This window comes from Kitasatospora sp. NPDC097643, from assembly GCF_040302625.1.
Lineage (GTDB): Bacteria > Actinomycetota > Actinomycetes > Streptomycetales > Streptomycetaceae > Kitasatospora.
The window spans coordinates 1-24,036 of the sequence record NZ_JBEOSA010000098.1; the positions used below are offsets into that span (position 1 = coordinate 1).

At 73.1% G+C, this 24,036-nt stretch carries 24 protein-coding genes and 2 pseudogenes; 9 read left to right on the forward strand and 17 right to left on the reverse strand.

The features are described 5' to 3' along the window. Window positions 1-127 precede the first annotated feature (127 nt). Window positions 128-511: a glycine cleavage system protein H gene (locus tag ABTY15_RS37030; RefSeq protein ID WP_350605847.1), complete on the reverse strand. Its 384-nt coding sequence runs from the start codon at window positions 509-511 to the stop codon at window positions 128-130. 333 nt (window positions 512-844) lie between these two features. Then, window positions 845-1,045, reverse strand: a complete 201-nt coding sequence (locus tag ABTY15_RS37035; RefSeq protein ID WP_350605850.1) for a hypothetical protein — start codon at window positions 1,043-1,045, stop codon at window positions 845-847. 119 nt (window positions 1,046-1,164) lie between these two features. Between ABTY15_RS37035 and ABTY15_RS37040 the strand changes: the two genes are divergently transcribed. The 4 genes and pseudogenes from ABTY15_RS37040 (at window position 1,165) to ABTY15_RS37055 (ending at window position 3,796) form a co-directional block, all read left to right on the forward strand. Continuing rightward, window positions 1,165-2,001: a helix-turn-helix domain-containing protein gene (locus ABTY15_RS37040; RefSeq protein WP_350605854.1), complete on the forward strand. Its 837-nt coding sequence runs from the start codon at window positions 1,165-1,167 to the stop codon at window positions 1,999-2,001. Further along, on the forward strand, window positions 1,985-2,197 hold the full coding sequence (locus ABTY15_RS37045) for a DUF397 domain-containing protein (protein ID WP_350605857.1): 213 nt from the start codon (window positions 1,985-1,987) through the stop codon (window positions 2,195-2,197). The genes ABTY15_RS37040 and ABTY15_RS37045 overlap by 17 nt, the downstream gene beginning before the upstream one ends. A gap of 242 nt (window positions 2,198-2,439) precedes the next feature. Then, a pseudogene (locus ABTY15_RS37050) lies at window positions 2,440-2,601 on the forward strand (DUF397 domain-containing protein); the annotation flags it as partial. Window positions 2,602-3,592: 991 nt separating this feature from the next. Beyond that, entirely contained in the window at window positions 3,593-3,796 is a 204-nt protein-coding gene (locus ABTY15_RS37055; RefSeq protein ID WP_350605860.1) for a DUF397 domain-containing protein, read from the forward strand. A 67-nt stretch (window positions 3,797-3,863) separates the two neighbouring features. Here ABTY15_RS37055 and ABTY15_RS37060 read toward each other — a convergent pair whose 3' ends face one another. Both ABTY15_RS37060 and ABTY15_RS37065 read right to left on the reverse strand, forming a co-directional pair. After that, window positions 3,864-4,313 (reverse strand): GNAT family N-acetyltransferase, encoded by a 450-nt coding sequence (locus ABTY15_RS37060; RefSeq protein WP_350605863.1) that lies wholly within the window; start codon window positions 4,311-4,313, stop codon window positions 3,864-3,866. 311 nt (window positions 4,314-4,624) lie between these two features. Continuing rightward, on the reverse strand, window positions 4,625-5,326 hold the full coding sequence (locus ABTY15_RS37065) for a 2-phosphosulfolactate phosphatase (RefSeq protein ID WP_350605915.1): 702 nt from the start codon (window positions 5,324-5,326) through the stop codon (window positions 4,625-4,627). Between the two features lie 116 nt (window positions 5,327-5,442). Between ABTY15_RS37065 and ABTY15_RS37070 the strand changes: the two are divergent. After that, a pseudogene (locus tag ABTY15_RS37070) lies at window positions 5,443-5,520 on the forward strand (DUF397 domain-containing protein); the annotation flags it as partial. A gap of 219 nt (window positions 5,521-5,739) precedes the next feature. Here ABTY15_RS37070 and ABTY15_RS37075 read toward each other — a convergent pair. Beyond that, window positions 5,740-7,191 carry a DHA2 family efflux MFS transporter permease subunit gene (locus tag ABTY15_RS37075; RefSeq protein WP_350605867.1) on the reverse strand — a complete coding sequence of 484 codons (1,452 nt, stop codon included), beginning with the start codon at window positions 7,189-7,191 and terminating at the stop codon, window positions 5,740-5,742. Window positions 7,192-7,302: 111 nt separating this feature from the next. Here ABTY15_RS37075 and ABTY15_RS37080 point away from each other — a divergent pair, with 111 nt between their 5' ends. Both ABTY15_RS37080 and ABTY15_RS37085 read left to right on the forward strand, forming a co-directional pair. Then, entirely contained in the window at window positions 7,303-7,761 is a 459-nt protein-coding gene (locus ABTY15_RS37080) for a MarR family transcriptional regulator (RefSeq protein WP_350605872.1), read from the forward strand. Between the two features lie 77 nt (window positions 7,762-7,838). Beyond that, window positions 7,839-8,210 (forward strand): hypothetical protein, encoded by a 372-nt coding sequence (locus ABTY15_RS37085; RefSeq protein WP_350605874.1) that lies wholly within the window; start codon window positions 7,839-7,841, stop codon window positions 8,208-8,210. A gap of 315 nt (window positions 8,211-8,525) precedes the next feature. Here ABTY15_RS37085 and ABTY15_RS37090 read toward each other — a convergent pair whose 3' ends face one another. From ABTY15_RS37090 to ABTY15_RS37145, 12 genes are all read right to left on the reverse strand, one after another. Next, entirely contained in the window at window positions 8,526-9,437 is a 912-nt protein-coding gene (locus ABTY15_RS37090) for an alpha/beta fold hydrolase (protein WP_350605877.1), read from the reverse strand. Continuing rightward, complete coding sequence (locus ABTY15_RS37095; RefSeq protein WP_350605879.1) at window positions 9,434-10,222, reverse strand: beta/alpha barrel domain-containing protein; 789 nt, start codon at window positions 10,220-10,222, stop codon at window positions 9,434-9,436. Before ABTY15_RS37095 ends, ABTY15_RS37090 begins: the two co-directional genes overlap by 4 nt. Window positions 10,223-10,550: 328 nt before the next feature. Further along, window positions 10,551-11,372: a phosphoribosylanthranilate isomerase gene (locus ABTY15_RS37100; protein WP_350605882.1), complete on the reverse strand. Its 822-nt coding sequence runs from the start codon at window positions 11,370-11,372 to the stop codon at window positions 10,551-10,553. Further along, window positions 11,369-12,514, reverse strand: coding sequence for an acyl-CoA dehydrogenase family protein (locus ABTY15_RS37105; protein WP_350605886.1), 1,146 nt, complete (start codon window positions 12,512-12,514; stop codon window positions 11,369-11,371). Before ABTY15_RS37105 ends, ABTY15_RS37100 begins: the two co-directional genes overlap by 4 nt. A 105-nt stretch (window positions 12,515-12,619) precedes the next feature. Continuing rightward, the gene (locus ABTY15_RS37110) at window positions 12,620-12,994 is read right to left on the reverse strand and encodes an ectoine synthase (protein ID WP_350605889.1); all 375 of its coding nucleotides are present in this window, start codon (window positions 12,992-12,994) and stop codon (window positions 12,620-12,622) included. 18 nt (window positions 12,995-13,012) lie between these two features. Next, on the reverse strand, window positions 13,013-14,008 hold the full coding sequence (gene trpA / locus ABTY15_RS37115; protein WP_350605894.1) for a tryptophan synthase subunit alpha: 996 nt from the start codon (window positions 14,006-14,008) through the stop codon (window positions 13,013-13,015). A gap of 136 nt (window positions 14,009-14,144) precedes the next feature. Further along, a complete protein-coding gene (locus ABTY15_RS37120; protein WP_350605898.1) occupies window positions 14,145-15,176 on the reverse strand; it encodes a hypothetical protein in 1,032 nt (343 codons plus the stop codon). A gap of 3 nt (window positions 15,177-15,179) precedes the next feature. Next, window positions 15,180-15,458: an acyl carrier protein gene (locus ABTY15_RS37125; RefSeq protein WP_350605900.1), complete on the reverse strand. Its 279-nt coding sequence runs from the start codon at window positions 15,456-15,458 to the stop codon at window positions 15,180-15,182. 62 nt (window positions 15,459-15,520) lie between these two features. After that, window positions 15,521-17,095 (reverse strand): AMP-binding protein, encoded by a 1,575-nt coding sequence (locus ABTY15_RS37130; protein WP_350605902.1) that lies wholly within the window; start codon window positions 17,093-17,095, stop codon window positions 15,521-15,523. Next, complete coding sequence (locus ABTY15_RS37135; protein WP_350605903.1) at window positions 17,092-17,994, reverse strand: MaoC family dehydratase; 903 nt, start codon at window positions 17,992-17,994, stop codon at window positions 17,092-17,094. The genes ABTY15_RS37130 and ABTY15_RS37135 overlap by 4 nt, the downstream gene beginning before the upstream one ends. Next, window positions 17,991-19,232, reverse strand: coding sequence for a beta-ketoacyl-[acyl-carrier-protein] synthase family protein (locus ABTY15_RS37140; protein ID WP_350605905.1), 1,242 nt, complete (start codon window positions 19,230-19,232; stop codon window positions 17,991-17,993). Before ABTY15_RS37140 ends, ABTY15_RS37135 begins: the two co-directional genes overlap by 4 nt. A 330-nt stretch (window positions 19,233-19,562) precedes the next feature. Further along, window positions 19,563-20,774 (reverse strand): aminotransferase class I/II-fold pyridoxal phosphate-dependent enzyme, encoded by a 1,212-nt coding sequence (locus tag ABTY15_RS37145; RefSeq protein ID WP_350605907.1) that lies wholly within the window; start codon window positions 20,772-20,774, stop codon window positions 19,563-19,565. A gap of 663 nt (window positions 20,775-21,437) precedes the next feature. Here ABTY15_RS37145 and ABTY15_RS37150 point away from each other — a divergent pair. Together ABTY15_RS37150 and ABTY15_RS37155 are read left to right on the forward strand one after the other, a co-directional pair. Continuing rightward, window positions 21,438-22,310, forward strand: a complete 873-nt coding sequence (locus ABTY15_RS37150) for an AfsR/SARP family transcriptional regulator (protein ID WP_350605909.1) — start codon at window positions 21,438-21,440, stop codon at window positions 22,308-22,310. 976 nt (window positions 22,311-23,286) lie between these two features. Beyond that, on the forward strand, window positions 23,287-23,640 hold the full coding sequence (locus ABTY15_RS37155) for an ArsR/SmtB family transcription factor (RefSeq protein ID WP_350605913.1): 354 nt from the start codon (window positions 23,287-23,289) through the stop codon (window positions 23,638-23,640). Window positions 23,641-24,036: the final 396 nt, after the last annotated feature.

Sequence of the window (24,036 nt, forward strand, 5' to 3'; positions counted from 1 at the left end):
ACGCCCGAACAGCCGTTTGGTGGGCCCCCCCCGGGGGGGGGGGGGGCCCGCCGCCCCCCCGCCCCCCCCCCCACCCCCCTTTCTTCCTTCTCCCTCGTCTGCTTTCCTTCTGCCGCCTCTGCCGCGCTCACCCGTAGACGGCGTCCCGGTAGCCGGCGGCGTCCAGGAGAGCGTCGAGTTCGGCGTGGTCGGACGGGCGCAGCCTGAGGATCCACGCGCCGTAGGGATCCGTGTTGACCAACTCCGGGCACTCCGCCAGCGCCCCGTTGACGGCGACCACCTCACCGCCGACCGGCGCGTGGATGTCCAGGACGGCGTCGCCCGACTCCACGAGGCCGGCGATGTCCCCCCTGGCCAGCACCTGCCCCATCCAGCCCGGATCCACGTACCGGATCGTGCCGAGGTCCCGCTGGACGTGGTCGGTGATGCCGACCGTCACCGTGCCGTCCGCCTCCGGGCGGGCCCACTCGTGGGATGCGGCGAACCGCAGGTCGGTCGGAATCTTCGACATGCTCTCCCCTTCAAGGCCGTGGCCGATCACCGTACCCATCCCGGCCACCGGCCACGACATCAGGCACCCGCTCGCTGCCCGTGCAGCAGCACGGGCAGCGAGCGTCCCGCCAACGCCTCGGTGACACGGGCGACTTGGGAGGGCGCCATGACGCCGGGCAGGTCGCGCACGGGCACGAACCGGGCACCGAGCAGCCCGCTGCGGTGCTGCGGCGCGGCGGTGAGGCGGGTGTCGTCGCGGGCGGTGCCGCCGTCGAAGACCAGGTTCAGACGCGTGACCCCCGCCTGCTCGCCAAGCCGCCCACTTCGACGGACGGCAACCGCATCGAGCCCCTCACTTCTCCCCCGGCCGCTTGTGGACCTCGAACACCCGCCACGCACTGTAGGCGTCGGAGAACGAGCCGAACCCGGTGAGCTCCCCGCAGTCCTGGCGCAGCCACTCCCCCGTGATCTCGTTGCGGACCCGGTAGAGCCGGGCGGCGGGGTCGAAGCGCACCCCGTAGCCGTGGAGACGGGGGACCTGGTCGTTGGCCATGGAATGGAACCCTCTGCGATCGAAGTTTCACGTTCTGTGCACATGGTGGCCCGGCGTCGCCTAGCCTCGGAAGCGGCAATCGACTTGACCTCGGGGGCAAGGAAAGTTGGGGCACCGCCGTGAACAAGAAGCACATTGACCCGTCGTCATCTCCCTGGGCCCCGTTCGGGATCCAACTCCGCAGGTCACGCGAGGCCATGGGCTTCACCCAGGCGCAGCTCGCTCGCAAGGTGGGCTACGACCCGTCGTACGTCTCCTTCGTCGAACTTGCTCAGCGCCCGCCAAGCCAGCAGTTCGCCATCAAGGCCGACGATGTCCTCCAAACCGGCGGAACTCTGCAGCTGATGTACTGGCAGCTCCGCCACACGGCCTTGGTCCCGGGCTTCCCCGAGTACGCCAACCACGAGGCCCGCGCCGCTGAGATCAGGCTGTTCTCGATCGGCATCGCACCAGGCCTGCTACAGACCTCGGCCTATGCGAACGCTTGGGAGGCGGGCAACATCCGGCGCGGTAGGGCAACTCCCGAGCAGGCCGATGAGCGCGTGGCCTTCCTCATGACACGCCAGCAGTGTCTGGATCGCACCCCTGCGCCGCTTGTGCACGCGGTCCTCGACGAAAGCTGCCTGCACCGGCCTGTCGGGGGTGCCGAGGTGATGATCGAGCAGCTTCTCTACCTGGAACATCTGGCCACACGGCCGAACGTCCTCCTCCAAGTGGCCCCATACGGCCTGGGCGAAGACCGCCCGTTCACACTTCCTGTCATCCTGCTGACCATGCCTGATCGCAAGCTTCTCGGCTACACGGAGACCGAGTTGCGTGGTTACCTTGATCGCGAAATCGACACTGTCCTCCCGCTAGTCAAGGACTACGATCGGCTGCAGATCGAGGCACTGAATCAGGCCGCATCGGTGGAGATGATCCGTGCGGTACGGAAGGGCTATGAGGATGGACGTTGACGTGACCAACGCCGGCTGGCGCAAGAGCACCTACAGCGGCGGGTCAAACGGCTGTGTGGAGGTCGCCGACGGCTTCCCCGGCGTCATGCCCGTCCGTGACTCCAAGGACCCCAGCGGCCCGGCTCTCCTCTTCTCCGCCACCGCCTGGCAGTCCTTCGTCACCGCCGTCCGCACCGGCGAGTTCGACACCCACTGACCCGCGTTCACACGCCGCCGCCCCGGGCCCCCGGGGCGGCGGAGTCTTCTCAGCCCCTCCCGCCCTACTCTTCGGTCTCCCGCCCCGCTCGCCCACGAGCCTCAGCCTCCCGTCGCCACGCCGAGGACCCTAGCGGCCCGCACACGGGAAGTCGGGCCCGCCGACTTCCCACTCCACCGCGCTCGATCAGGGGGGAACCCCGCATGAGCGGCAACCGCCCCACTACCTGACGCAAGAGCAGCCACCGCAACAACGACGGCGGCATGTGCATTGAGGTGGACGATGCGCGCCCGGGCCGGGTTCGGGACAGCAAGGACCCCGACGGCCCCCGCCTCGACTTCTCACCGGCCGCCTGGCAGTCCTTCGTCACCGCCGTCCGCACCGGCGAATTCGACGCCGGCTGACCCACATTCACACGCCGCCGCCCCGGGCCCCGGGGCGGCGGCGCACCACACGCCTGGCTTTGTAGGTGAGTTGCGGGGACACCGGTTCCACCTGAGAGTGATGTCGCCGAGTTCTGAGAACGCCAGGGTGCTTGCGTCAGAAGCATGCAGGGGACCCGGGTGCCGCCAAAGACCAATGTCGATCCGTACGCAGCGATCCGCAGGGACTCGCGCGCCGGTCTGCCGAACCGCGCTCTCGTGTAGGCAAGCAGCACACGGTGAAGGCGGATAGGCGCCCGCTGGCTGATCACGGACCCCTACGGCAGCTCCCAGGAAGCCTTGAGCTCAGGTGGTGGGCGGTCTACTGTCAGCGGACACACCGTCGTCCCACCCGGAAGTGTTCATGCCTCGCCGCTCACCAGGCGAGATCAGGGCTCAGCTCCCGCAACGCGTCCTCAAGGTTCGACATCGTGGGCCTGCTGTCATCCGAGGACTGTCGGCCTCCGCAAACAGACAGATAGCATCGTTTGAACGTGTGCACGGACTTGCGGCTGGCGAGGTCGCGCACGCGTTCCAACGCTGGGGTCGAACACCCAGACGCTCTGGCAGAGACATCGCGCCCTCCTACGGACACGACGACACCGACCTCCGCAGCGGCGACTACCACGTTCGCACGCTGCTGGAATCCGTTCTCCACACCCTCCGAACCAGGGCCCGCCGAGAACTGCGAACAGCCCTCGCTCCCCTCGACGACCAACAGCTCCGGCGAACTCTCAACAACCCCTTCGCGCCACCCGACCTGCCTTGGTGGAAGCGCCGCATCGAACCCTGACACGAGACGTGAGCCAAGTCACCGTGAGCAACTGACCGGCGTCTACAAAGAACATGGCCCGCCACGTCGTCGCCCTCGCCTTCCGCTGCCGACCCGAAGACGGCGCCGACCACCGCACGTGGGAAGTCGGCCCCACCGACTTCCCACTCCACCGGGCTCGATCAGAAGGGAAATCCGCGCATGAACGGCAACCGCCCCACTACCTGGCGAAAGAGCACATACAGCGGAGGACAAAACGGCTGTGTGGAGGTCGCCGACGGCTTCCCCGGCGTCATGCCCGTCCGTGACTCCAAGGACCCCAGCGGCCCGGCCCTCCTCTTCTCCGCCACCGCCTGGCAGTCCTTCGTCACCGCCGTCCGCACCGGCGAATTCGACACCCACTGACCCGCGTTCACACGCCGCCGCCCCGGGCCCCCGGGGCGGCGGTCGAGCGAGCGAGCGTCGCCTGAACTCAGCCGAGTCGCTTGAGCATCTTGACCGAGGTCGTCTCATAGCCGAGCGACTCGTAGAGGCCGCGCGCACCCGTGTTGAACCCGAAGACGCTGAGCCCAAGGGCGTGAGCGCCCTGCGCCCGGGCGTATTCCTCGCCGAGGACCATGGCCCTTCGTCCGAAGCCCCGGCCCCGCTTGTCGGCGTCGATCACGATGTCCCAGATCCACCAGGCACCGGCGTCGTCGCTCGTGTCCGGTCCGATCCAGAGGTGGCCGACGGTTTCCCCCGCGTCGTCGACCACGTCGAAGACCACGTGCCCCGGGCCCGGCGCGCCGGAGGGAAAGGAGCGGGCCATGGTCTCGTCCGCGTGCCGGTGGGCATCCTCAAAGGTCTGGCCCGCAGCAACGAGATCGTTGGCGTACTCGGCTCGGCTGCGCTCAAGCCAGGCAGGGAAGAGCCGGGCGTCCATGTGGCGGAGGGTTACGGGCATCGGACCAGCCTCCCACGCCGCCGGCATCGGATCGGTGTCGCCCCCGCCCAACGGTCCTCGCCGGCCTGTGACGCACCTGCAGGCCAGCGACGAGAACGGCGTGTTCGGCCGCTTCGCCGAGCGCGCCGAGGAACTCTGGTCCCGGGGCGGCGACATCCGTACCAGGGCGGCCCCGCGCGTGGGAAGTCGGCCCCGTCGACTTCCCACTCCATCGCACAGCCCGATCAGGTGGAATATCGGTCATGGCCCCCACATGCCGGATGCCCGACCGGATGTGGGCTTTCGCTTACTCAGATCGCGGGGTCGTCGGCCTGCGCAGGTACGGTGCACGGGCGCAGGACCATGAGCGAGTCTTCCAAGGCCGCCACCATGGCAAAGGGGAACCGGTCGAGCTCAAGGCAGAGTGCAACGTCGTCAGGGTGCACTCCCTGACGCACCCCCTGTGCAAGCTCGGCAGCGGCGCGCGACGTGGCAGCTCGGCGGAGGAACACCGAAGGGTCCGCCTCGGCGTCGGCCGACCTGCCGGCGATGTATTCAGCGCACGCCAGATCCTCATCGGCCTGTCCGTCCTCGCCGGTGACCACGAACGTGACACTGCCGCTCCCGCGTGTCCGCAGGAGCCGAGCGGTCGCCTCCGCCACCACGAAGCTGGCACACAGCACCAGCGGGGCGTCCTTGACGGCAAGGGCGCCGACCGTCCCTGCGGTGGTCTTCTGCACGACGGTCCGTCCGCGAAGGTCGGCGGCCCGCAGCATGCCTGGAGAGTTGACCAGGTCGAACCCGGCCGCGGGCGGTCCGTCTTTGAGTGCCACCCAATCCGGGTGACGGGTCTTCAGCGCCAGGGCGTCGTCCAGCGACTCGGAAAGAACGATCTTTTCCGCGCCCTGGGCAAAGGCCCAGGCGGCCACGGTGAAAGCACGCATGACGTCGACCACGACCGCCACGGGCGGGACCTCGACCAGCTCGGCGATACCAACGAAACGAGCGTCCATTCCGATCATGCCGGCGCAGTCTACTCAGACCGTTCGCGGCTCGGCGTGTTTCGACCGGTCGGCCGTATTCGAAGCGTGCGCCCACGCGCACGAGCGGCACGGGCTGGGCGCGCACCCTGGCCGGGTTCCGGGACAGCAAGGACCCCGACGGCTCCCGCCTCGACGTCTCACCGGCCGCCCGGCAGGCCTTCGTCACCGCCGTGCGCACCGGTGAATTCGACGCCCGGTGGGTACCGGGCCCGCGTACACCAGCGGACACCGGCGACCAACCACCGGCCGGGCGTGGAAGCGCGGGCTGCGGAGTCGGCTGCCATGTTTGCGGGCGTGCTTGCCGTCGGCGCACGTGTGGTCCGACGAACGGCCGCCGGGCCGCCGCCCGGTGGGGCTGGCGGCCCGGCAGCGGGGCCGTTCGGTCAGCGGGCGGGCGTCGTCTCCCGAATGGCCGCGGCTGGTACGGGGTCTGCGGGCTTGGCCTTGGCGTGGTTGCGTACCAGCAGGCAGGCGAGTGCTCCGGCCGCCAGGACGGCGATCGGCAGGATCGCGGTGACGTGCATCGTGGCGATGAACGCGTCGGCGTACGTCTTGCCGGTGGCCAGCTCGGCGGCCAGTCGGCCCTGCAGCAGGGCGCCGATCGTCGCCGCGCCGATGACGGAGCCGATCTGGCGGAGCGTGTTGTTGATGCCTGAGGCGGCGCCGGCCAGCCGGGGCTCGACGTTGCGCATCGCCTCGGTGGACATCGGAGCGACCACGCAGCCGATTCCCAGGCCCGTGACCACGGTCGCCGGGATGAACGCGTACCAGGGGGTGGCCACCCCCGCGATCAGCACGATCGCAAGCATCCCGGCTGCGTACAGCGTCAGTCCGGCCATCAGCAGGTACTTGCCGCCGATGCGGTCCGAGAGGCGTCCCGCGAACGGCCCGACGGTCATCGACACCAGCGAGGACGGGGCGAGCACCATCCCGGCCTTGATCGCGCTCATGTGCAGGACCGACTGAAGATAGAGGTTGAACGGCAGCACCAGTCCGATCATGGCCATCGACACCAGCGCGACCAGCGAGGTCATGACGGTGAAGTTGCGGTCGCGGAAGAGCGCGAACGGCACCAGCGGTTCCTGGTTCTGCTTGCCGCGCTGGTGCAGCAGGAAGCCCGCGACGAGCGAGGCGCCGGCGGCCAGCAGCGCCCAGATGCCGGGGCCCCAGTGGTAGTGCTCGCCCTCCTGGAGGCCGAAGGTCAGACAGAACAGCGCCGCTGTGGCGATCAGTACGCCCGTCACGTCGAAGCGGCGCTTGCGGCCGTGCCGGATGTCGGGGACGACCAGGAAGGTGAGGGCGAGCGCGGCCACGCCGATGGGCACGTTCACCAGGAAGATCCAGCGCCAGCCGACCGTGGAGACCAGGACGCCGCCCAGGGTGGGGCCGGACAGGGTGGCGAGACCGGCGACCATGCCCCAGATCCCCATCGCGGTACCGCGCCGCTGGGCCGGGAAGACCGAGACGATCAGGGTCATCGTCTGGGGCACGAGCAGGGCGGCGCCCAGCCCCTGGACGGCGCGGGCGGCGATCAGCAGGCCGGGGCCCGCGGCCATCCCGCACGCGATGCTGGCCAGGGTGAAGATCACCAGCCCCGCGGCGAAGAGATTGCGCGGCCCGAACAGGTCGCCGAGGCGGCCGGCGGTGATCAGCAGCACCGCCAGGACCAGTGCGTAGCCGCTGACCACCCAGAGCGTCTGGTCGAGCGAGGCGCCGAGCCCGTCGATCATCTCCGGGATCGCGATGTTCACGATCGTCAGGTCCAGCAGGGTCATGAAGAACCCGAGGGAGAGCGTCACCAGGACGGCCCACGGGTTTGCGTGCCACTTCCGCACGGGATCCACCCCTTCGCCTGGGCCCCGGAACTTCCGGGCCCAGCCACGACAATATTCCATCGAACTCGATGCATCAACATAGATGCATCGAGTTGGATGTACTGTGGCGGCATGAACGGAGTAGAGCTGTTCCTGCTGGGCCGAACCCTGATGAAGATCGGCGAAGAGGCCATGCCGGAGCCGGAGGGCGGCGGCGGGCTCCACCCCGGCAGCGTCCGGTCCGTCCTGATCGCGGCGAGCGACATTGCCGCCCATCCGGACAGTGCCGTCGGTGAGATCGCCGCACGCACCGGCCTGCCGCAGAGTCAGGTGTCCACCGCCGTCGCCCGCCTCAAGGAGACGGGCGCGATCACGACAGCACCCGACCCCGCGGACCGCCGCCGCCTCCTGGTCCGGCAGTCCCCCGACATCTCGGACCGGGTGGCACAGGTCCGGGCGACCACGATCGACGACGCACTCGCCAAGGCGCTCGGTGCCGACGATCCGCAACGGATTCAGGAAGTCGCCGATGCCCTTGCCGTACTCGCCCGACACCTGACTCCGCAGGCGCTGGCCAACCTCCGCCCGTAGGCGGGCGAGGAGTGGCCGGGCGCCACCTGGCGCAGGGCCCGTGTCGTGAGTGGATCGACATTGCTAGGGTCGCCCCCATGGTGAAGCCGGTGCTGCGGGCGAGGACCTGGGGCGGAGACTGTTGGGACGACCCGTCCGAGGACGCGCTGTTCGATCTACTGAGCGAGATGAATCTGCGCCACCGCTGGGTGATCGTCGAACGGCTGGACGCGCAACCGGCGGGCCAGCACTACATGCAGGTCTGTCTCAACGACGACATGAGCTGTCAGATCGAGTTCCGGGACGGCGGACCGGACTTCCACTTCCAGGCACGGGTGGAGGGACCCTTCGACCTGTACGGCCACGAGACCGTGGCGCAGGTACTCCAGGACTGGGCCTTCGGGCGCTCCAGGTGGCGTGATGCCTTGCCCTGGGTTGCGTGGCCCACGCCTGCCGAAACCCCGCGGTGAGGGCAACCGCCCGGCTCCGGCTGTTCGATCCGCTCAGCACATGCCCTGCTACGGACACGACGATACCGATTCTGCAGCGACGACCACCACGTTCGCACGCTGCTGGAGTCCGTTCCCCACACCCTCCGAACCAGGGCCCGCCGAGAACTGCGAGCAGCCCTCGCTCCCCTTCACCCGCCGCCGGCCCGGGAGCCCGGGGCGGCGGCGGGGTGTTGCCCGTGCCGGTCGGGGGCAGGGGGCATTGTTCGGCCCGGGGTTGCGGGGGCTCGGATCCGTCAGGTCCGGGGCGGGCGCGCGGGCGGGGGCGGCGCGGCGTCAGTGGGCGGCGGCCAGGGCGGGTTCGGGGGCCGCGATGGGCGGGGTGGGGTGGGTGAGGCAGTCGTCGGTGAAGGCGAGGGCGCGCAGGTGGTAGGGGCGGGCGGCGTGGCCCAGGGAGAGGTTGTGGCCGGCGCGGTGGGCGGTGACCAGGCGGGCCACGCCGGGTGGGAAGGCGGCGGTCAGGGCGGTGCGGGCCGCCTCGTCCAGGCGCCACCAGTTCTCGTGGTCCGCCAGCGTCAGGCGCACCGGGACGCGGACTCGGGCGGCGAGGGTGGCGTAGCGGGCGGGCCAGGTGGCCAGTTCGCGGGATTCGAGGGCGGGGACGGGGGTGAGCAGGGTGCGGGCGGCGTGGAAGGTGCCGGGCGGATACAGGTTCAGGGGGCCCCAGTTGAGGCGGCCGCCGCCGGCGAGGTCGTCGGGGCGGTCCCATGCGCCGGGGGCGTAGGTCTGGGCGAGGCCGGAGATGTCGGCGCCGAGCAGGGGCAGGCGTGGGTCGGCGGGCCAGTGGGCGGCCAGGTGCAGGGCGATCTTGCCGCCGAAGGAGTGGGCGAGGAGCTGGACGCCGGCGCCGGTGTCGTGGGCGCGGGCGTAGTCGGTGAGGGCGGCGTGCAGGGTGGCGGCCTGGTCGGCGATGAGCTGGCCGTGCGGCAGGCGGTGGGCGGAGGCGCCGTGGCCGGGGCGGTCCAGGGCCAGGACGGTGTAGCCGAGGGAGGCGGCGAGGGTGAGCAGGTCGGTGTCGGTGTGGGCGGGGCCGGCGAAGTAGGCGGCGCGCATGCCGCGGCCGTGGATGGCCAGGACGACGGCCTTGGGCGGGGTGTGTTCGGGCTCGGCGACCAGGGCGGAGACGGGGATGCCGGCGGCGTCGAGGACCAGGGAGCGCACCGCCCTGCGGGCGGGGGCGGCGCTCATGCGCCCACCTGCGCACGGGCGACCTCGACACCGGCGGCGGTGCGGGCGGGGGCCTGGCGGGCGGTGTCGAAGGCGTCCAGCCAGGCGGGCAGGTCGCCGGAGCGCATCAGCGAGGTGCCGATCAGCAGGCCCCGGTAGCCGGCGCCGAGCAGGCGCGCCGCGTCGTTGGGGTCGGTGATGGCGGAGGCGGAGACGGGCGCGGGGGTGCCGGCGGCGTGCAGGGCGGGCAGCAGGCGCAGGCTGCGGGACAGGTCGCCCGGGTCGCGTTCGCGGGTGCGGATGTCCTTGTTGTTGACGGCGACGACGCAGCGCTCGACCTGCGGCAGGCCGGCGAGTTCGCTCTCCTGGGTGATCTCGACGAACGGGGCCAGCCCCAGGTCGAGGGCGCAGGTGACCAGGCGGGCCAGGGAGGTGGCGGGCAGCAGGGCGGCGGTGAGCAGGACGGCGGAGGCGCCGAGGGCGGCGGCGGCCTCCAGCTGGGCGGGGCGGGTGAGGAAGTCCTTCTGCAGGACGGGCAGGTCGGTGGCGGCGGCGACCTCGCGCAGCAGGCGGGGGGTGCCGCCGAACCAGCGGCCGGTGACCACCGACAGGCACGGCGCGCCGGCCTGCTGGTAGGCGGTGACGAGGTCGGCGACGCTGCGCGTGCCGAGCAGGTCGTTGCCGTGGGGGTCGCGGAGTTTGATCTCCATGATCAGCGGGCGGCGGGCGGCCAGCAGCGCCTCGACGAAGCGCGGCACCCCCGCCGGGGCGGGGGCGGTGGGGGCGGCGGCGGTGGGGGCGGTCATCCGGTACCTCCAAGGAGACCCTGGCCTTCAGGCCGGGGAGGAATTGGATCGCCCGCGGTAGCGGGACAGGAAGTGTCGATTCGCCGTCAGGGCGGACCGGCATAACACCGGACGGCAGCCCGGTAGACTCGTCGTGTCGACCTGAGGCGATAACCAAGCTTCGGGCCGGCCTACCGCCGGGCTGGTGGGATGTCAGGTCTGTGGAGCTGGCGTAAGACTGCTGGGCGTACCAACGTCCCCTGCCGTTGATTCGGGGCAGCTGCTGTCGTCGAAGCAGAAAGCTCGACCCGCGAGGGGAGAATCCCCCCTGCTTCAGCTGGGGGAGAGGTCAAGCGTACGCCTCCTTCAGGCGCGGGTGCGGGTGCCAGGCGTGGGCGAGGGCGGTGACGGCCTCGTGGGTGAAGTGGCCGGCCCCGTTGCGCGCGGCGGTGTCGATGTCGGCGCCCGCGTACAGGGGGTGGTCGGTGACGGTGGTGTAGGTGTCGCGGTTGGCGGCGTTCAGTCCTCCGGCGAGGAGGAAGGGGATGCTCAGGCGGGGCAGCAGGGTGAGGACGTCGGCGGGGTCGAGGGTGTGGCCGGTGGAGCCGACGCGGCCGTCGTCGGTGAGGGTGTCGAGCAGGAACAGGTCGCAGCCGGCGCGTTCGAACGCGCGGATGAAGGGGCGTTCCAGGCAGCGTCCGCGGCTGATGTGCAGGACCTTGACGATGACGGCGTAGGGCAGCAGGTCGCGCAGTTCGGCGACCAGGGCCGGGTTCTGGTAGGCGTGCAGCTGGATCCAGCGGATGCCGCTGTCGCGGGCCAGGGCGGCCAGGCGCACGGGGTCGTCGAGGAAGGTGACCAGGACGGGCTCCAGCCCCAGGCGGATCGCGGTGGCGGCGAGGTCGGCCAGGCGCTCGGCGCTCAGGTCGGCGGGCCCGCCGGGCACGCCGTGCCACAGGCCCACCAGGGTGGGGCCGTGTTCGGCGAGCAGGGCGACGTCGCCCGGGGTGCGGGCCCCGCACACCTTCAGGTGGCGGAACCCGGCCGGGGCGCGGGTGGGCAGCAGCGCACCGAACGAGGCGGCGGACACCGACACCGACGCGGACGCGGACGCGACGGACGCGGAGGCGGGGGCGGGGGCGACGGAGGCGGGGGCGGTGGGGGCGGTCATTTGCCGAGTCCGAGCATGGCGGCGATGCGGTTGTACTGGATCTCGTTGCTGCCGGAGTAGATGGTGCCGGCGACCGCGTTGCGCACGTCCTTCTCCAGTCCGTACTCGGCCATGTAGCCGTTGCCGCCGAAGACCTGGACGGCGGCGAGCGAGGTGGCGAGGTTGGACTCGCTGGTGAGGAGTTTGGCGATGGCCATGTCGACGGTGACGTTCTCGCCCGCTTCCAGGCGCTGGGCGGTGTCGTAGAGCCACTTGCGGGCGGTCTCCAGGCGGATCTTGGTGTCGACGATCTTGTTGGCGACCGACTGGTAGGAGCCGATGGGCTTGCCGAAGGACATCCGGGTCTTGGCGTAGTCGAGGCAGCGGGCCAGGCGGTGCTGCATCTCGCCGGTGTTGACGATGAAGGAGTAGAGGATCTCGCGTTTCATGACGTGGTCCAGGACGAGGAAGCCGCCGCCGACGCGGCCGATGACCCGGGAGGCGGGCACGCGCACGTCGTCGAGGTAGAGCTCGGACAGCGGGGAGGTGCGCAGTCCCATCTTCTTGATGGGGTTTCCGGTCGACAGGCCGGGCATGTCGCGGTCCAGGAGGAACGCGGTCACCCCGAGGGCCCCGCCCTGGGGGTGGGTGCGGGCGTAGACGACGATGACGTCGGCGACGGGGCCGTTGGAGACGAAGGTCTTGGCGCCGGTGAGGACGAAGTCGTCGCCGGCGCGCACGGCGCGGGTGCGCATCTGCATGGCGTCCGAGCCGCCCTCGGACTCGGTGATGGCGTGCGCGCCGATCGCCTCGCCGGAGGCGATGCGCGGCAGGTAGGTGTCCTTGAGGGCGGGTGAGCCGAAGGCCTGGAGGGGCACGCCGGTGGAGGCCATGGAGGTGGTGACGGAGAAGTTCAGGCCGCCGTCGCGGCAGGTCTGCCCGAGGCCCTCGAGCACGTACATGGTGGTGAGCAGGGACTGGCCCAGGCCCCCGTGGCGTTCGTCGAAGGGCAGGGAGAGGATGCCGGTCTTCTGGATCAGGCGCCACTTGTCGTGGGAGAAGGCTGCTTGTTCGTCGCCTTCGATGTGGCCGGCGCTCAGGTCGTCCCCGAAGCGGGCCAGGCCCTCGCGCAGGGCGTTCTGGTCGGCGTTCCAGCGGATCACGTTCTTGCCGCCTTCCTCCCGGGCCCGCCGTGTGCGGGGCCCGGGGTGTCCAACCGGCGCGCGGGCACCGGCACGTTGCTTCGGGTCGTGAAAAAGGAGGAGGCCTCAGTAGGCGGATGAGGAGTGCGCGTCGAGCTGGTGGACCTCGTCGCCGCGCAGTGCCGGGGAGAACACGCACACCAGGCGCAGGTCCTCGTGGGGGCTGGCGACCAGGTAGTGGGCGTCGTGCTCGTCGAGGGCGTACAGGCGCCCGGGGGTGATGGGGTGGGCGTTGCCGTCCATGTCGATGACCTCGCCGGAGCCGGCGATGCAGTAGCACGCCTCCAGGTGGTTGCGGTACTCCAGGCGGGACTTGGTGCCGGCGTTGACGATGGTGTCGGTGAGGCTGTAGCCCAGGCCGTCGCTGGCGAGGAGGAAGCGGCGGGAGACGCCGTTGCCCCACTCGACGGTCTTCACGTCGTCAAGGTCGCGGATCAGCATGCTGGTTGGCCCTTTCGGTCAGCGGGTGAGGGTGGTGGGGGTGCCGGCGCGGCCGGTGGTACCCGTGGCGGAGCCGGTCGTGCTCGCGGTGCCGGTCGTGCTGGTGGTGCTCGCGGTGCTGGTCGTGCTCGCGGTGCCGGTCGTGCTGGTGGTGCTGGTGGTGCGTCCGGCCGGGCCCGGCTGTGGGGAGCGGGGCGGCCGGAGGTCGTGGAGGTAGGCGCGCAGGCCGGCCACGACGTCGCCCCCGGTGTCGAGGTCGTGTTCGAGGCGGGCGACGGCGGCGGAGCCGACGATCGCGGCGTCGGCTCCGGCGGCGGCGACCGCCTGGAGGTCGGCGGCGTTCTTGACGCCGAAGCCGACCGCGACGGGGACCGGCCCCGCGGTGGGCGGGGTGTGGGCGCGCAGGGTGCGCACGGTGTCGGCGAGGGATTGGTGGCCGGCGGCGGGGGTGGTGCCGGAGCGTCCGTAGTGGGCGACGAGGTAGACGTAGGCGCCGGTGGCGGCGCGGGCGGCGTCGGCGAGGACCTCGGGGGTGGAGGTGGGGTAGCAGGTGGTGACCTGGGCGAGGCCGGTGTCCTGGCAGGCGTGGTGCCAGGTGGCGCGCAGGCGCGGCGGCAGGGCGTGGACGAGCAGGGCGTCGGCGCCGGCGGCGGCGATCGCGCGGCACAGCTCGGCGGGGTCGCGGTGGCGCAGGCTGTGGCTCCAGTCGGCCAGCAGGGCGACCTTGAGGCGCTTCAACGCCGGGCGCAGGCGGGCGAGTTCGGCCAGGACGGTGTCCAGGGTGGTGCCGGCGGCCAGGGCGCGGGCGGCGGAGCGGCGGATGACGGGGCCGTCGGTGGGCGAGTTCGGGAAGGGCACGGCGAGTTCGAGGACCTCCACGCCCTCCTCGTCGAGCATCAGCGCGAGGTCGGCCAGGAGGTGGGGCGGGTCGCCGGCGTTGAGGAACACCGCGAGCCCGGGGTGGCCGTCGGGGCGCGGCGGGAAGAAACCGCCCGGTCCCGGCGCGGCGGACACGGACCCGGCGGGCGCAGCGGACCCGGCGGGCGCAGCGGGCGTGGGCACGGACCCGGCAGGCGCAGCGGGCACGGCGGGCGCTGCGGGCGTGGACACGGTGGGCGCGGTGGGCGTGGACACGGTGGGTGCGGTGGGGTCAGGCATGGGCGGGTGCCTTGTGGTCGGCGCGCAGGCGTGTGGCCAGGGCGCGGGGGGCGCCGTCGGCGAGGGCGTCCAGGGCGGTGGTGTAGGCGGTGTTCCAGTGGGTGTGGCGGCCGGAGGCGATGGCGAGGGCGGCGGCGTTGAGGGCGATGGTGTGGGTGGCGGTGGGGTGGGCGTCGGCGGTCAGGGCGGTGAGGAAGTGGCCGGTGAGGTCGTCGGGGTGGGGGGCGAGGTCGGTGAGGGTGCCGCTGGCGGGGGCGAGGGTGCCGGCGGCGAGGTGGAGGGTGCGGGTGGGGGTGTGCAGGGTGTTGTCGGCGAAGGGCAGGAGTTCGTCGGCGCCGGCGTTGTTGTGGGCCAGCCATAGCTGTCGGCCGTTCACGTGCGGGGCGAGGGTGCGCAGTGCGTCGAGGTGGGTGGTGTGGGCGACGCCGGTGAGCTGGGCGGTGACGGGGACGGTGGCGAGCAGGGGGCCGAGGGTGTTGAGGAAGCGGCCGAAGGGTTTGAGGGTGAGGGGGAACAGGACGCGGGCCAGGCGGGTGAGGGCGGGTGGGTAGACGTGGGGGCCGGCGAAGGCGATGCCGTGGCGGGCGAGTTGGTCGGCGGTGTGGGTGTGGGAGGAGGTGAGGGTGATGCCGAGGCGTTCGAGCAGGTCGATGGAGCCGGCGGTGCTGGTGTAGGCGCGGGAGCCGGTTTTGACGACGGGTATGCCCATGCTGGCGGCGGTCAGGGCGGCGGCGGTGGAGAGGTTGAAGGTGGCCGGTCCGCCGCCGGTGCCGACGATGTTGACGCTGCCGGGGTGGGCGGGGCCGGGGTCGGGGCTGCGTTCGGTGAGGGAGGTGAGGAGGGCGGCGAGGGTGTCGGGGCCGGGCAGGCGGGCGCTGAGGTGGGCCAGCAGGGCCGCCGCCTGGGCCCGGTCGCTGTCGCGGGCCGGGCCCAGGGGGCGTTGTTCCAGCTGGTCCCACCACGAGCGCCAGGTGTCGAGGTCGACGGTGTGTTCGGCGAGCAGGGTGGTGAGGGCCGGGTGCACGGGTCAGCCGCCTGCCACGGCCGTGGCTGCCGGGGCGGCGGCGCGGCGCTGGGTGATGAAGCGGTCGATCGCGGCGACGGAGCGGAAGTTGTTCGGGTCGAGGTCGGTGTCGTCGACGGGCAGGGTGAAGTGGTCCTCGACCCAGGCGATCAGCTTGAGGACGCCGAGGCTGTCGATGACGCCGTCGGAGAGCAGGTCGTGGTCGTCGGCGAGCTGGTCGGGGGTGATGTCGGGCAGGAACTCCTCGATCAGGAACCGCTTGATCTGCGTGATGTTGCTCATGGTGTGCTCAACTCCCTTGTCGGTGAACAGCGTTGGGATTCTTCGGTAAAGGTGGGGTTGGTTCAGGTGGTGGCGGGCAGGGCGGCCTTGCGGTCGACCTTGCCGGTGGGGGTCTTGGGCAGGGGGGTGTCCTGGATGGCCAGGCGCTCGGGGACGGCGGCGCGGGGCAGGTTGCGGGCGAGGTGCTCGCGCAGGACGAGGGTGTTGAGGGCGGAGTGCGCGGTGCGCTGGACGGCGGCGTGCAGGCGTTTGCCGGTCAGCGGGTCGCTGCTGGCGGCGACGGCGGCTTCCAGGACGTCGGGGTGGGCGAGCAGGACGCGTTCGACCTCGGCGGTGTTGACGGCGACGCCGCGGATCTTGACCTGGAAGTCGGAGCGTCCGGTCAGGTGGAGGCGGCCGGTGTCGTCGCGGGTGACCAGGTCTCCGGTGCGGAACCAGCGGCGGCCTTCGCCGGCGCCGCCGGGGGTGGTGGTGAAGCGGCCGGCGTCGCGGGCGCGGTCGAGGTAGCCGGCGGTCTGGAAGGGGGTGGAGACGTAGAGTTCGCCGGCGCCCGCGCCGGTGACGGGGGTGCCGTCGGGGCCGGCGATCAGGGTGTGCACGCCGGGCAGGGGGGTGCCGATGGGCAGGGGCAGCGCGGCGGTGGCGTCCAGTGGGTCGAGGCGGTGCAGGAAGCTGTCGTTGGTCTCGGTGCAGCCGTAGATGTTGTAGAGGGCGGCGCCGGGCAGCAGGGCGGGCAGGGCGGCGAGGGTGCGCGCGTCGATGGCGTCGCCGGTGAACGCGGCGTGTTCCACGCTGTCCAGCACCACCCCGCCGCCGTCACCGCCGCCGTCACCGCCGCTGTCGCCGCCGCCGTTGGCTGTGGTGGCGGCCTGGGCGAGCAGGGCGTAGCACAGCGGGACGGCCTGGAGGACGTGCGGGCGGTGGCGGCGCAGCTGGGTGAGCAGGTGGCGGGCGTTCAGGGCGTGGGCGGGGTCGATGAGCAGGACGGTGCCGCCGGCGGCGAGGGTGGCCCATACGTCGAGCAGGCACAGGTCGAAGTTGAGGGGGGCGTAGTTGGCGACGACGCGGCCGGGGCCGAGGTCGAAGGTGTCGTGGGCCCAGGTGGTGAAGCGGTCGACGGCGCTGAGGGCGAGGGGGACGATCTTGGGCAGGTCGGTGGAGCCGGAGGTGGTGAGCATGAAGGAGGTGCCGGCGGCGAGGGTGGGCCTGGGGGTGGTGGGGGGCGGGGCGGCGGGCAGGGGGGTGGTGGTCTGGTCGTGGGGGGTGAGCAGGTGGCGGGCGCCGGCCTGGGTGAACAGGGCGGTGAGCAGGGCGGGGGCCAGCTGGGGGGAGGGCAGCAGGAAGGGGCGGCGTTCCAGCAGGCAGGCCAGGACGAGGGCGATCGCGGCGGGGGACTTGGCGGCGAGCAGGCCGACGACTTCGCCGGGGGCCAGGTCCAGGGCGTTCAGGCGGGCGCGTTCGGTTTCGGCGGTGTCGAGGAGTTCGCGGTAGGTGACGGCCTGGTCGTGCCAGAGCAGGGCGGGGGCGTGGGGGCGGCGGCGGGCGTGGGCGAGGATCGCGTCCGGCAGGGCCAGGGGCGGCACCTGCCGGCCCGCAGCGGCGGGGGCGGTGGCGGCGGCGGTGGGGGTGGTGGTCACTGGTGGGCTCCCGGGGTGACGGCGGCCCAGCCGGCCTTGACGGCGGTGCCGGCCTCGGTGGCGACGGTGAAGCGCACCACGGTGCCCTGGTCGTAGGGCTGCAGGGTCAGGCGCAGCGGGGTGCCGGGGTGGACGGGGGCGGCGAAGCGGGCGCCGAGGGCGTGGACGCGGGTGGGGTCGCCGTCGGCGTGGCGGTCGGTGATCTCCTCGGCGGCCAGGGCCACCAGGTGCATGCCGTGGGCGAGGACGCCGGGGAAGCCGGCCGTGCGGGCGGCGGCGTCGTCCAGGTGGATCGGGTTGAGGTCGCCGGAGGCGTGGGCGTAGGCGTGGATGTCCTCGTGGGTGAGGGTGTGGGTGAGGGTGTGGGGCTCGCCACTGGGGGTGGTGCCGGGGTGCGGGGCGGGGGCCGGGGTACCGAAGGGGGCGATGCCGGTGGCGCCGGTGAGCAGGGCGGTGGTGGTGAGTTCGGCGAGCAGCAGGCCGGTGGTGGCGTGGGTCAGGCGGGTGGTCAGGGCCAGGCGGGTGCCGCGGGCCTCGCGGCGGGCGCTGGTGACGGTGACGGTGACGTCGGTGTCGGCGCCCGGGGTGAGGGGGTGGTGGGTGCGGATCTCCTGGGCGAGGTGGACCACGCCGGTGAAGCCGTCCTCGTCGCGGGTCAGGGTGGTGACGGTGTGCTGGGCCAGGGTGTGGGCCAGCACGAAGGGGTGCGCGGGACTGGCCGCCACAGCGCCGGTGCCGGGGCCGGTGGGGGTGGGGAGGTGGGTGCGGGCCGCGGTGCGGTAGGCGGTGAGGGCGGCGGGGGTGGTGGCCGTGCGGGTGCGCTGCACCAGTGCCTGTGCGGCGCCGGCGGCCTGGGCGGTGTCCGCGGCGGGGGTGGGCAGGGGTGTGGTCGGGGTCATAGCGGGGTCACCACCAGGGTCGAGTTGTGGCCGCCGAAGCCGAACGAGTTGGACAGGGCCGCGCCGGGTCGGATGGGGCGGGCGGTGGTGTGGACGACGTCGAGGTCCAGGCCCTGTTCGGTGTGTTCGTGGTTGGCGGTGGGAGGGACGTGGCCGGCGTTCATGGCCTGCACGGTGGCGATCAGCTCGACGGCGCCGGCGGCGCCGATCAGGTGGCCGATGACGCCCTTGGTGGAGGTGACGGGCACGCCGTGGGGCCCGAAGACGGTGCGCAGCGCGGCGGCTTCGGCGCGGTCGTTGTGCACGGTGGAGGTGCCGTGGGCGTTGACGTGGGTGATGTCGGCGGGGGTGAGGTCGGCGTCGGTGAGGGCGGCGCGCATCGCGGCGACGGCGCCGGCGCCGTCGGGGCGCGGGTTGGACAGGTGGTAGGCGTCGGCGCTGGAGCCGTAGCCGGCCAGCAGGGCGTGTGTCCGGGCGCGGCGGGCGCGGGCGTCGTCGAGGCGTTCCAGGACGAGGAAGCCGGCGCCTTCGCCCATGACGAAGCCGTCGCGGTCGCGGTCGAAGGGCCGGCTGGCGCGCTGTGGGTCGTCGTTGCGCCGGGAGTGGGCGTTGAGGTTGCCGAACGCGGCGAGGGTGACGGGGGTGAGGGTGGCCTCGCAGCCGCCGGCGATCGCCACGTCCGCGCGTCCGGTCTCCAGCAGCATCGCCGCCAGGCCGATGGCGTCCGCGCTGGAGGCGCAGGTGGTGGCGATGGTCAGGGCGCTGCCGCGCCAGCCCAGGCGCATCGCGATCTGTGCGGCGGCGGCGTTGGGCATGGTGACCAGTGGCATCAGCGGGCTGACCCGCAGTGGCCCGTCGGTGGTGTAGAGGGCGGATTCGCGGTCGCTGGTGGTGCGTCCGCCGACCGCGTTGCCGACGACGATGACGGTGCGGGTGTGGTCGGTGTCGGGGGCGCCGGCGTCGCGGTGGGCGGCCAGGGCGGCGAGGGTGCCGTAGTGGGCGAAGGGGTCCAGGCGGCGGGCGTCCTTGGCGGGCAGGGCCGCGTCCTGGGGCAGTTCGGTGACCGGGCAGCCCAGGCGGACCCGGTGGCGGGCCAGTTGCGGGTCGCTCAGGGCGACGGCGGTGGGCCGGGCCGCGAGTACCGTCTGCCACAGGGCGTCGGGGGTGTGGCCGGCGGGGCTGACGACGCCCAGGCCGGTGACGGCGATCGGCGTTCGGGCGTGGCGCCTTGGTGCCATGCTCTGGTCTCCTCCTTCGGCGGCCTGCGGGCAGGCGGGGCACCCCGGCGGGGGGCCGCGGGCGGTACGGGCGGGGCGCGGGCGGTACGGACGCGGTGCGCGGGCGGTACGGACGCGGTGCGTGTGGTGCGGGCCGTACGGGCGGTGCGGGCGCGGTACGTGTGGTGCGGGCAGTGCGAGAGGTACGGGTGGTGCGGGGGTGGTGCGGTGACGGGACGTCGGGTGCCGGTGGGCCCGGGGCACCGGCCCGGGCCGGGGTGCCGGGCCCGGGGTGCCGGGCCTCGTGGGCCCGGGCCCGGGGCGTGGGCCTCGTGGGCCTGGGGGGTCGGGTCAGATGAGGCCGGTCTGGGCGGCGGCGGTCAGGAACGCCTCGGCGGCGAAGTCGATGTCGGCGGCGCTGTGCCGGGCGGTGACCGCGATCCGCAGCCGGGCCAGGTCGTTGGGCACGGCCGGGGTGACCACCGGCAGGCCGATGACGCCGGCCTTGCGGCAGGCGGTGGCGTAGTCGTAGGCGGCGTCGTCGGAGCCGGCGATGACGGGCAGCACGGCGGTGGTGGAGTCCATGGTGGAGATCCCGGCCTCGTTCAGGCGCGCGCGCAGCCGGGCGGCCTGGGTCTGGGTGTGGGTGACGCGTTCGGGCTCGCGGCGCAGGATCCGCAGGCTCTCCAGCGCGGCGCCGGTCTGGGCGGGGCCGAGGGCGGCGGAGAACAGGAACGGGCGGGCGGCGTAGCGCAGGTGGCCGATCAGTTCGTGGGAGCCGGCGACCCAGCCGCCCATGGAGGGGATGGCCTTGGAGAGGGTGCCGAGCTTGATGTCGACGCGGTAGCGGTGGCCGAAGTGTTCCTCGATGCCGCCGCCGGTGGCGCCGATGACGCCCAGCGCGTGGGCCTCGTCCACCATCAGCAGCGCGTCGTGGCGGTCGCACACCTCGCGCAGTTCGGGCAGCGGGGCGATGTCGCCGTCCATGGAGTAGACGCTGTCGACGATGACCAGGCGCACCCCGGTGGGGGAGGCGGCCTTGAGGCGGCGTTCCAGGTGGTCGACGTCGTTGTGGCGGAAGCGGGTCACGGTGGCACCGGAGAGGCGGCAGCCGTCGACGATGCTGGCGTGGTCGTACTTGTCGATCAGGACGGTGTCGCCCTGGCCGACGAGGGCGCCGACGGTGCCGACGTTGGCGGCGTAGCCGGAGCCGAAGACCTGGGCGCGTTCGCGGCGGGCGAAGCGGGCGACCTCGGCCTCCAGTTCCTCGTGCAGCGGGATGGTGCCGGCCAGGGCCCGCACGCCGTGGTTGCCGGTGCCGTAGACGTCGACGGCGGCCTTGGCGGCGGCCACCACCCGCTCGTCGCCGGCCAGGCCGAGGTAGCTGTAGCCGGACATCATGAGCAGCCGCTCGCCGTCCAGGTCGCAGTAGGCGCTGTCGCGTTCCATGGTGTAGGCGACGAAGCTGTTGCGGCGCGAGGGCTCGGGCTCCAGCGCGGCCACGCGGGCCAGGGTGGCGGCCAGCTTCGGCTCCAGGCGGTCCCATGCTCCGGTGGCGTTCACGGGCGGGTCTCCATTCGTGTGCGGGGGCAGGCGGTACGGGCAAACGCGGTACGGGCAAACGCGGTGCTGCGCGGTACGGGCTGACGCGGTGCTGCGCGGGCGGTGCGGTGCTGCGCGGGCGGTGCGGTGCTGCGCGGTGCGGGCGGTGCGGGCGGCGGGGTTGCCTTCCGGAGGTTTTCCGGGGTTTTCCGCCGGTCTTTCCCGCGGTTCTTCCCGTGGTTCTTTCCGCGGGTTTTTCGCGGCATTGCCCGGTTTTTCCCCGGCGTGCCGGCGTCCGGTGCGGGCGGGCGTCCCTTTTCTCGAAGCCTTCACGCGGGGTGCTCAAGGATGGCTACATTTCTACGGCAGGATGCGCAAGGCATCCGCAATAGCCGCCCGCCGGGCCTGCGGTAAGGCTCTGACGTGCAAAAACCTGTCGTCCACGACGTATGGACCGGCTGGCGGGTATGTTTTGCCGACCGGTGTTGACACGGCGAGCGCCGCCGAATGTATGGTCGAAATCCGCTGAAACCGAACGGTTGATCGGCGGTGTTTTCCGGTCCAGGTTTCCAGAGCCGATGGCCCGGCTTCACGGGCGTCCGGCTCCGTTTCGGCTCAAGGGGGTTGGAGCAGATTGAACGGCTTCCGGGAAGACAGTTCATCCGGCAGATCGGGGGCGGCGCGATGCTGATCCGACTGACCGGTCTGGTGGCGATCGAACACGACGACGGCACCCCGCGGCACCTGTCCAGCGCGCAGGCGCAGGTGGCGTTCGCGCGGCTGGTGCTGGAGCGCTCCGCCGGCACCAGCCGCGACCAGCTCGCCGACACCATCTGGCCCGACGGCCTGCCCGACACGTGGGCCTCCGCGCTGCGCAGTGTCGTCTCCCGGGTGCGGGCGTTCGTCACCGCGCCCGGTCAGGGCCCGGGGGCGACCCCGCTGATCGCGCAGGGCGGGCGGTACGTGCTGCGGCTGCCCGCGGACGCGGCGGTGGACCTGGAGGCGGCGGCCAGCGCGGTCGGCGAGGCCGGTGAGGCGTACGCGGCCGGGGCGTTCCCGGTGGCCCAGCAGCTGTCCGCGGGCGCGCTGGCGAACCTGCGCGGGGCGTTCCTGCCCGACCACGAGGGCGAGTGGGCGGGCGGGGTGCGCGAGCACGTGGAGGAGCTGCGGATGTCGGCGCTGGAGACGGCGAGCCTGGCCGCCTCCGCGCTGGGCGAGGAACACCACGCGCTGCGCTGGGCGGACGAGGCGGTACGCCGGGCGCCGTTCCGTGAGAGCGCCTACCGGTGCCGGATGGAGGCCCTGGCGGCGGCCGGCAACCGCGCCGAGGCACTGCGCTGCTACCAGCAGCTGCGTCAGGTCCTGGCGGAGGAACTGGGCATCGACCCGGCCGCCGAGACACAGGAGCTGTACCTGGCGCTGCTGCGCTCCCCCGCCCCCGTGGTCCCCGCCCCGCAGGTGGTCCGGGCGGTGGACCCGGTCCTGATGGGCATCTTCGAACCACTGGCCCTCGGCCGCATCGACCGCCCCGCGGGCCCCCCGGTCCGCGCGGCCTGACCCCCGGCCCCTGCGGCGGGGCAGCCGCCGCAAGGGCCCGCAGGGGCGGCGCCGCAGCAACGCGGCGGGCGGGCCCCCTTCCCCGGGGGCCGCCCGCCGGCGTGCGCGACGGGGCGCGGCCTGACCCCCGGCCCTTTCGGCGGGACAGCCACCGCAGCGGCACGGCAGCCTCACGGCAGCGCGGCGACGGCACGGCGGGCGGGCGGGCGAGCCTTCCCCAGGGGTCCGCCCGCCGGCGTGCGCGACAGCGATGGCAGGTCCGGCGGCGAGCCGGAGCGAGAGCGATGCCGGGTCCGCAGCGGGCCGGCGCGGCGGGGCACGGCCCGACCCCACCCCTTTCGGCGGGACAGCCACCGCAGGGGGTGGGGCGGCACGGCAGCCTCACGGCGACGACGCGGTGACCACACGGCAGCAGCGCGAGGGGGCGGGCGCGGCGGGGCACGGCCTGACTCGGCAGGACAGCCGCCGAAGCGGCACGGCAGCGGCACGGCGGCGCGGCGACGGCATGGCGGGCGGGCCTTCCCCAGGGGTCCGCCCGCCGGCGTGCGCGACAGCGATGGCAGGTCCGGCGGCGAGCAGGAGCGAGAGCGGTGGCGGGTCCGGGTGGCGATGGCAGGGCCGGCGGCGGGCGCGCGCGGCGGGGCACGGCCCGACCCCGCCCCTTGCGGCGGGACAGCGCACCGCAGCGGCGGCGCGGCGCCCCCGGGGGTCCGCCCGCCCATGTGCGCGGCGGCGATGGCAGGTCCGGCGGTGGCGGGTTCGGCGGCGGGCGGTGGCGGGTTCGGCGGGGGCGGTGGTGGGGGTGGGGGTGGTGTTGCGGCCCTGTTGCGAAGGCGCGCCCGGGGCGTGTCCGCCGGGCGCGCGGCGGGCGTGGCGCGCGGCGGGGCGTAGTAGCGTCGGGGATGAAGTCGCGCGCGGTGCGCGGTTTTTCACGGACAGCCAGGACGGGGGTCGGCGTTGGGAAGGGGTGGTGGGTGTGGGACGAGCACGCGCGAACGCGCGGGTGATCGTGCACCCGGGTGTGGAGGACCTGAGCGTCCAGCAGGTGCTGGAGGCGCTGGCGGACCCGGCCCGGCGCTCGGTGGTACACCGCCTCGCCCACTGCGACGCGCCGTTGAGCTGCGGCGCCTTCGACCTGCCCGTCTCCCGTTCCACCTCCACCCACCACTTCAACGTGCTGCGTGAAGCCGGCCTGCTACGCCAGTACTACGTGGGCACCACCAAGATGAACGCACTGCGCGCCGAGGAACTCGAGCACCGTTTCCCCGGCCTGCTACGCGCCGTGGTCGCCGCCGCCGACGCCGAGGCCCACCCCCGCTCCCTCCCCTGAAACCCCGCCCCCGCACCCGGGGCCCGTCCTGCGCCCACCAGCGCCCGCGTCCGTCGGCGCCAGGTCCGGCACACCTGCCACCCGGCTGCCGCCCACCCAAGCGGCCCGCCCGGCGGCGGGCCCCGAAACGCCCGCCCCGGGCCATCGACGACCCGCCCAGGTACCCGCGCCGCCCGCCCACTCCCCCGCAGCCGTGACCGTGACGCGGACGTCCTCCCCGCCCCAAGACCGCGGCGGCCACCACCCCTCGCCAGCTCCACGCGGCGGCGGGCCGGACCGCCCGGCGGCCGGCGGGCGGCGGGCGGCGGGCGGCGGGCGGCGGGCGGCGGGCGGCGGGCGGCGGGCGGCGGGCCGGTCGGAAGAGCGCCCGTCAGAAATCCACTCAGTTGGAATGAC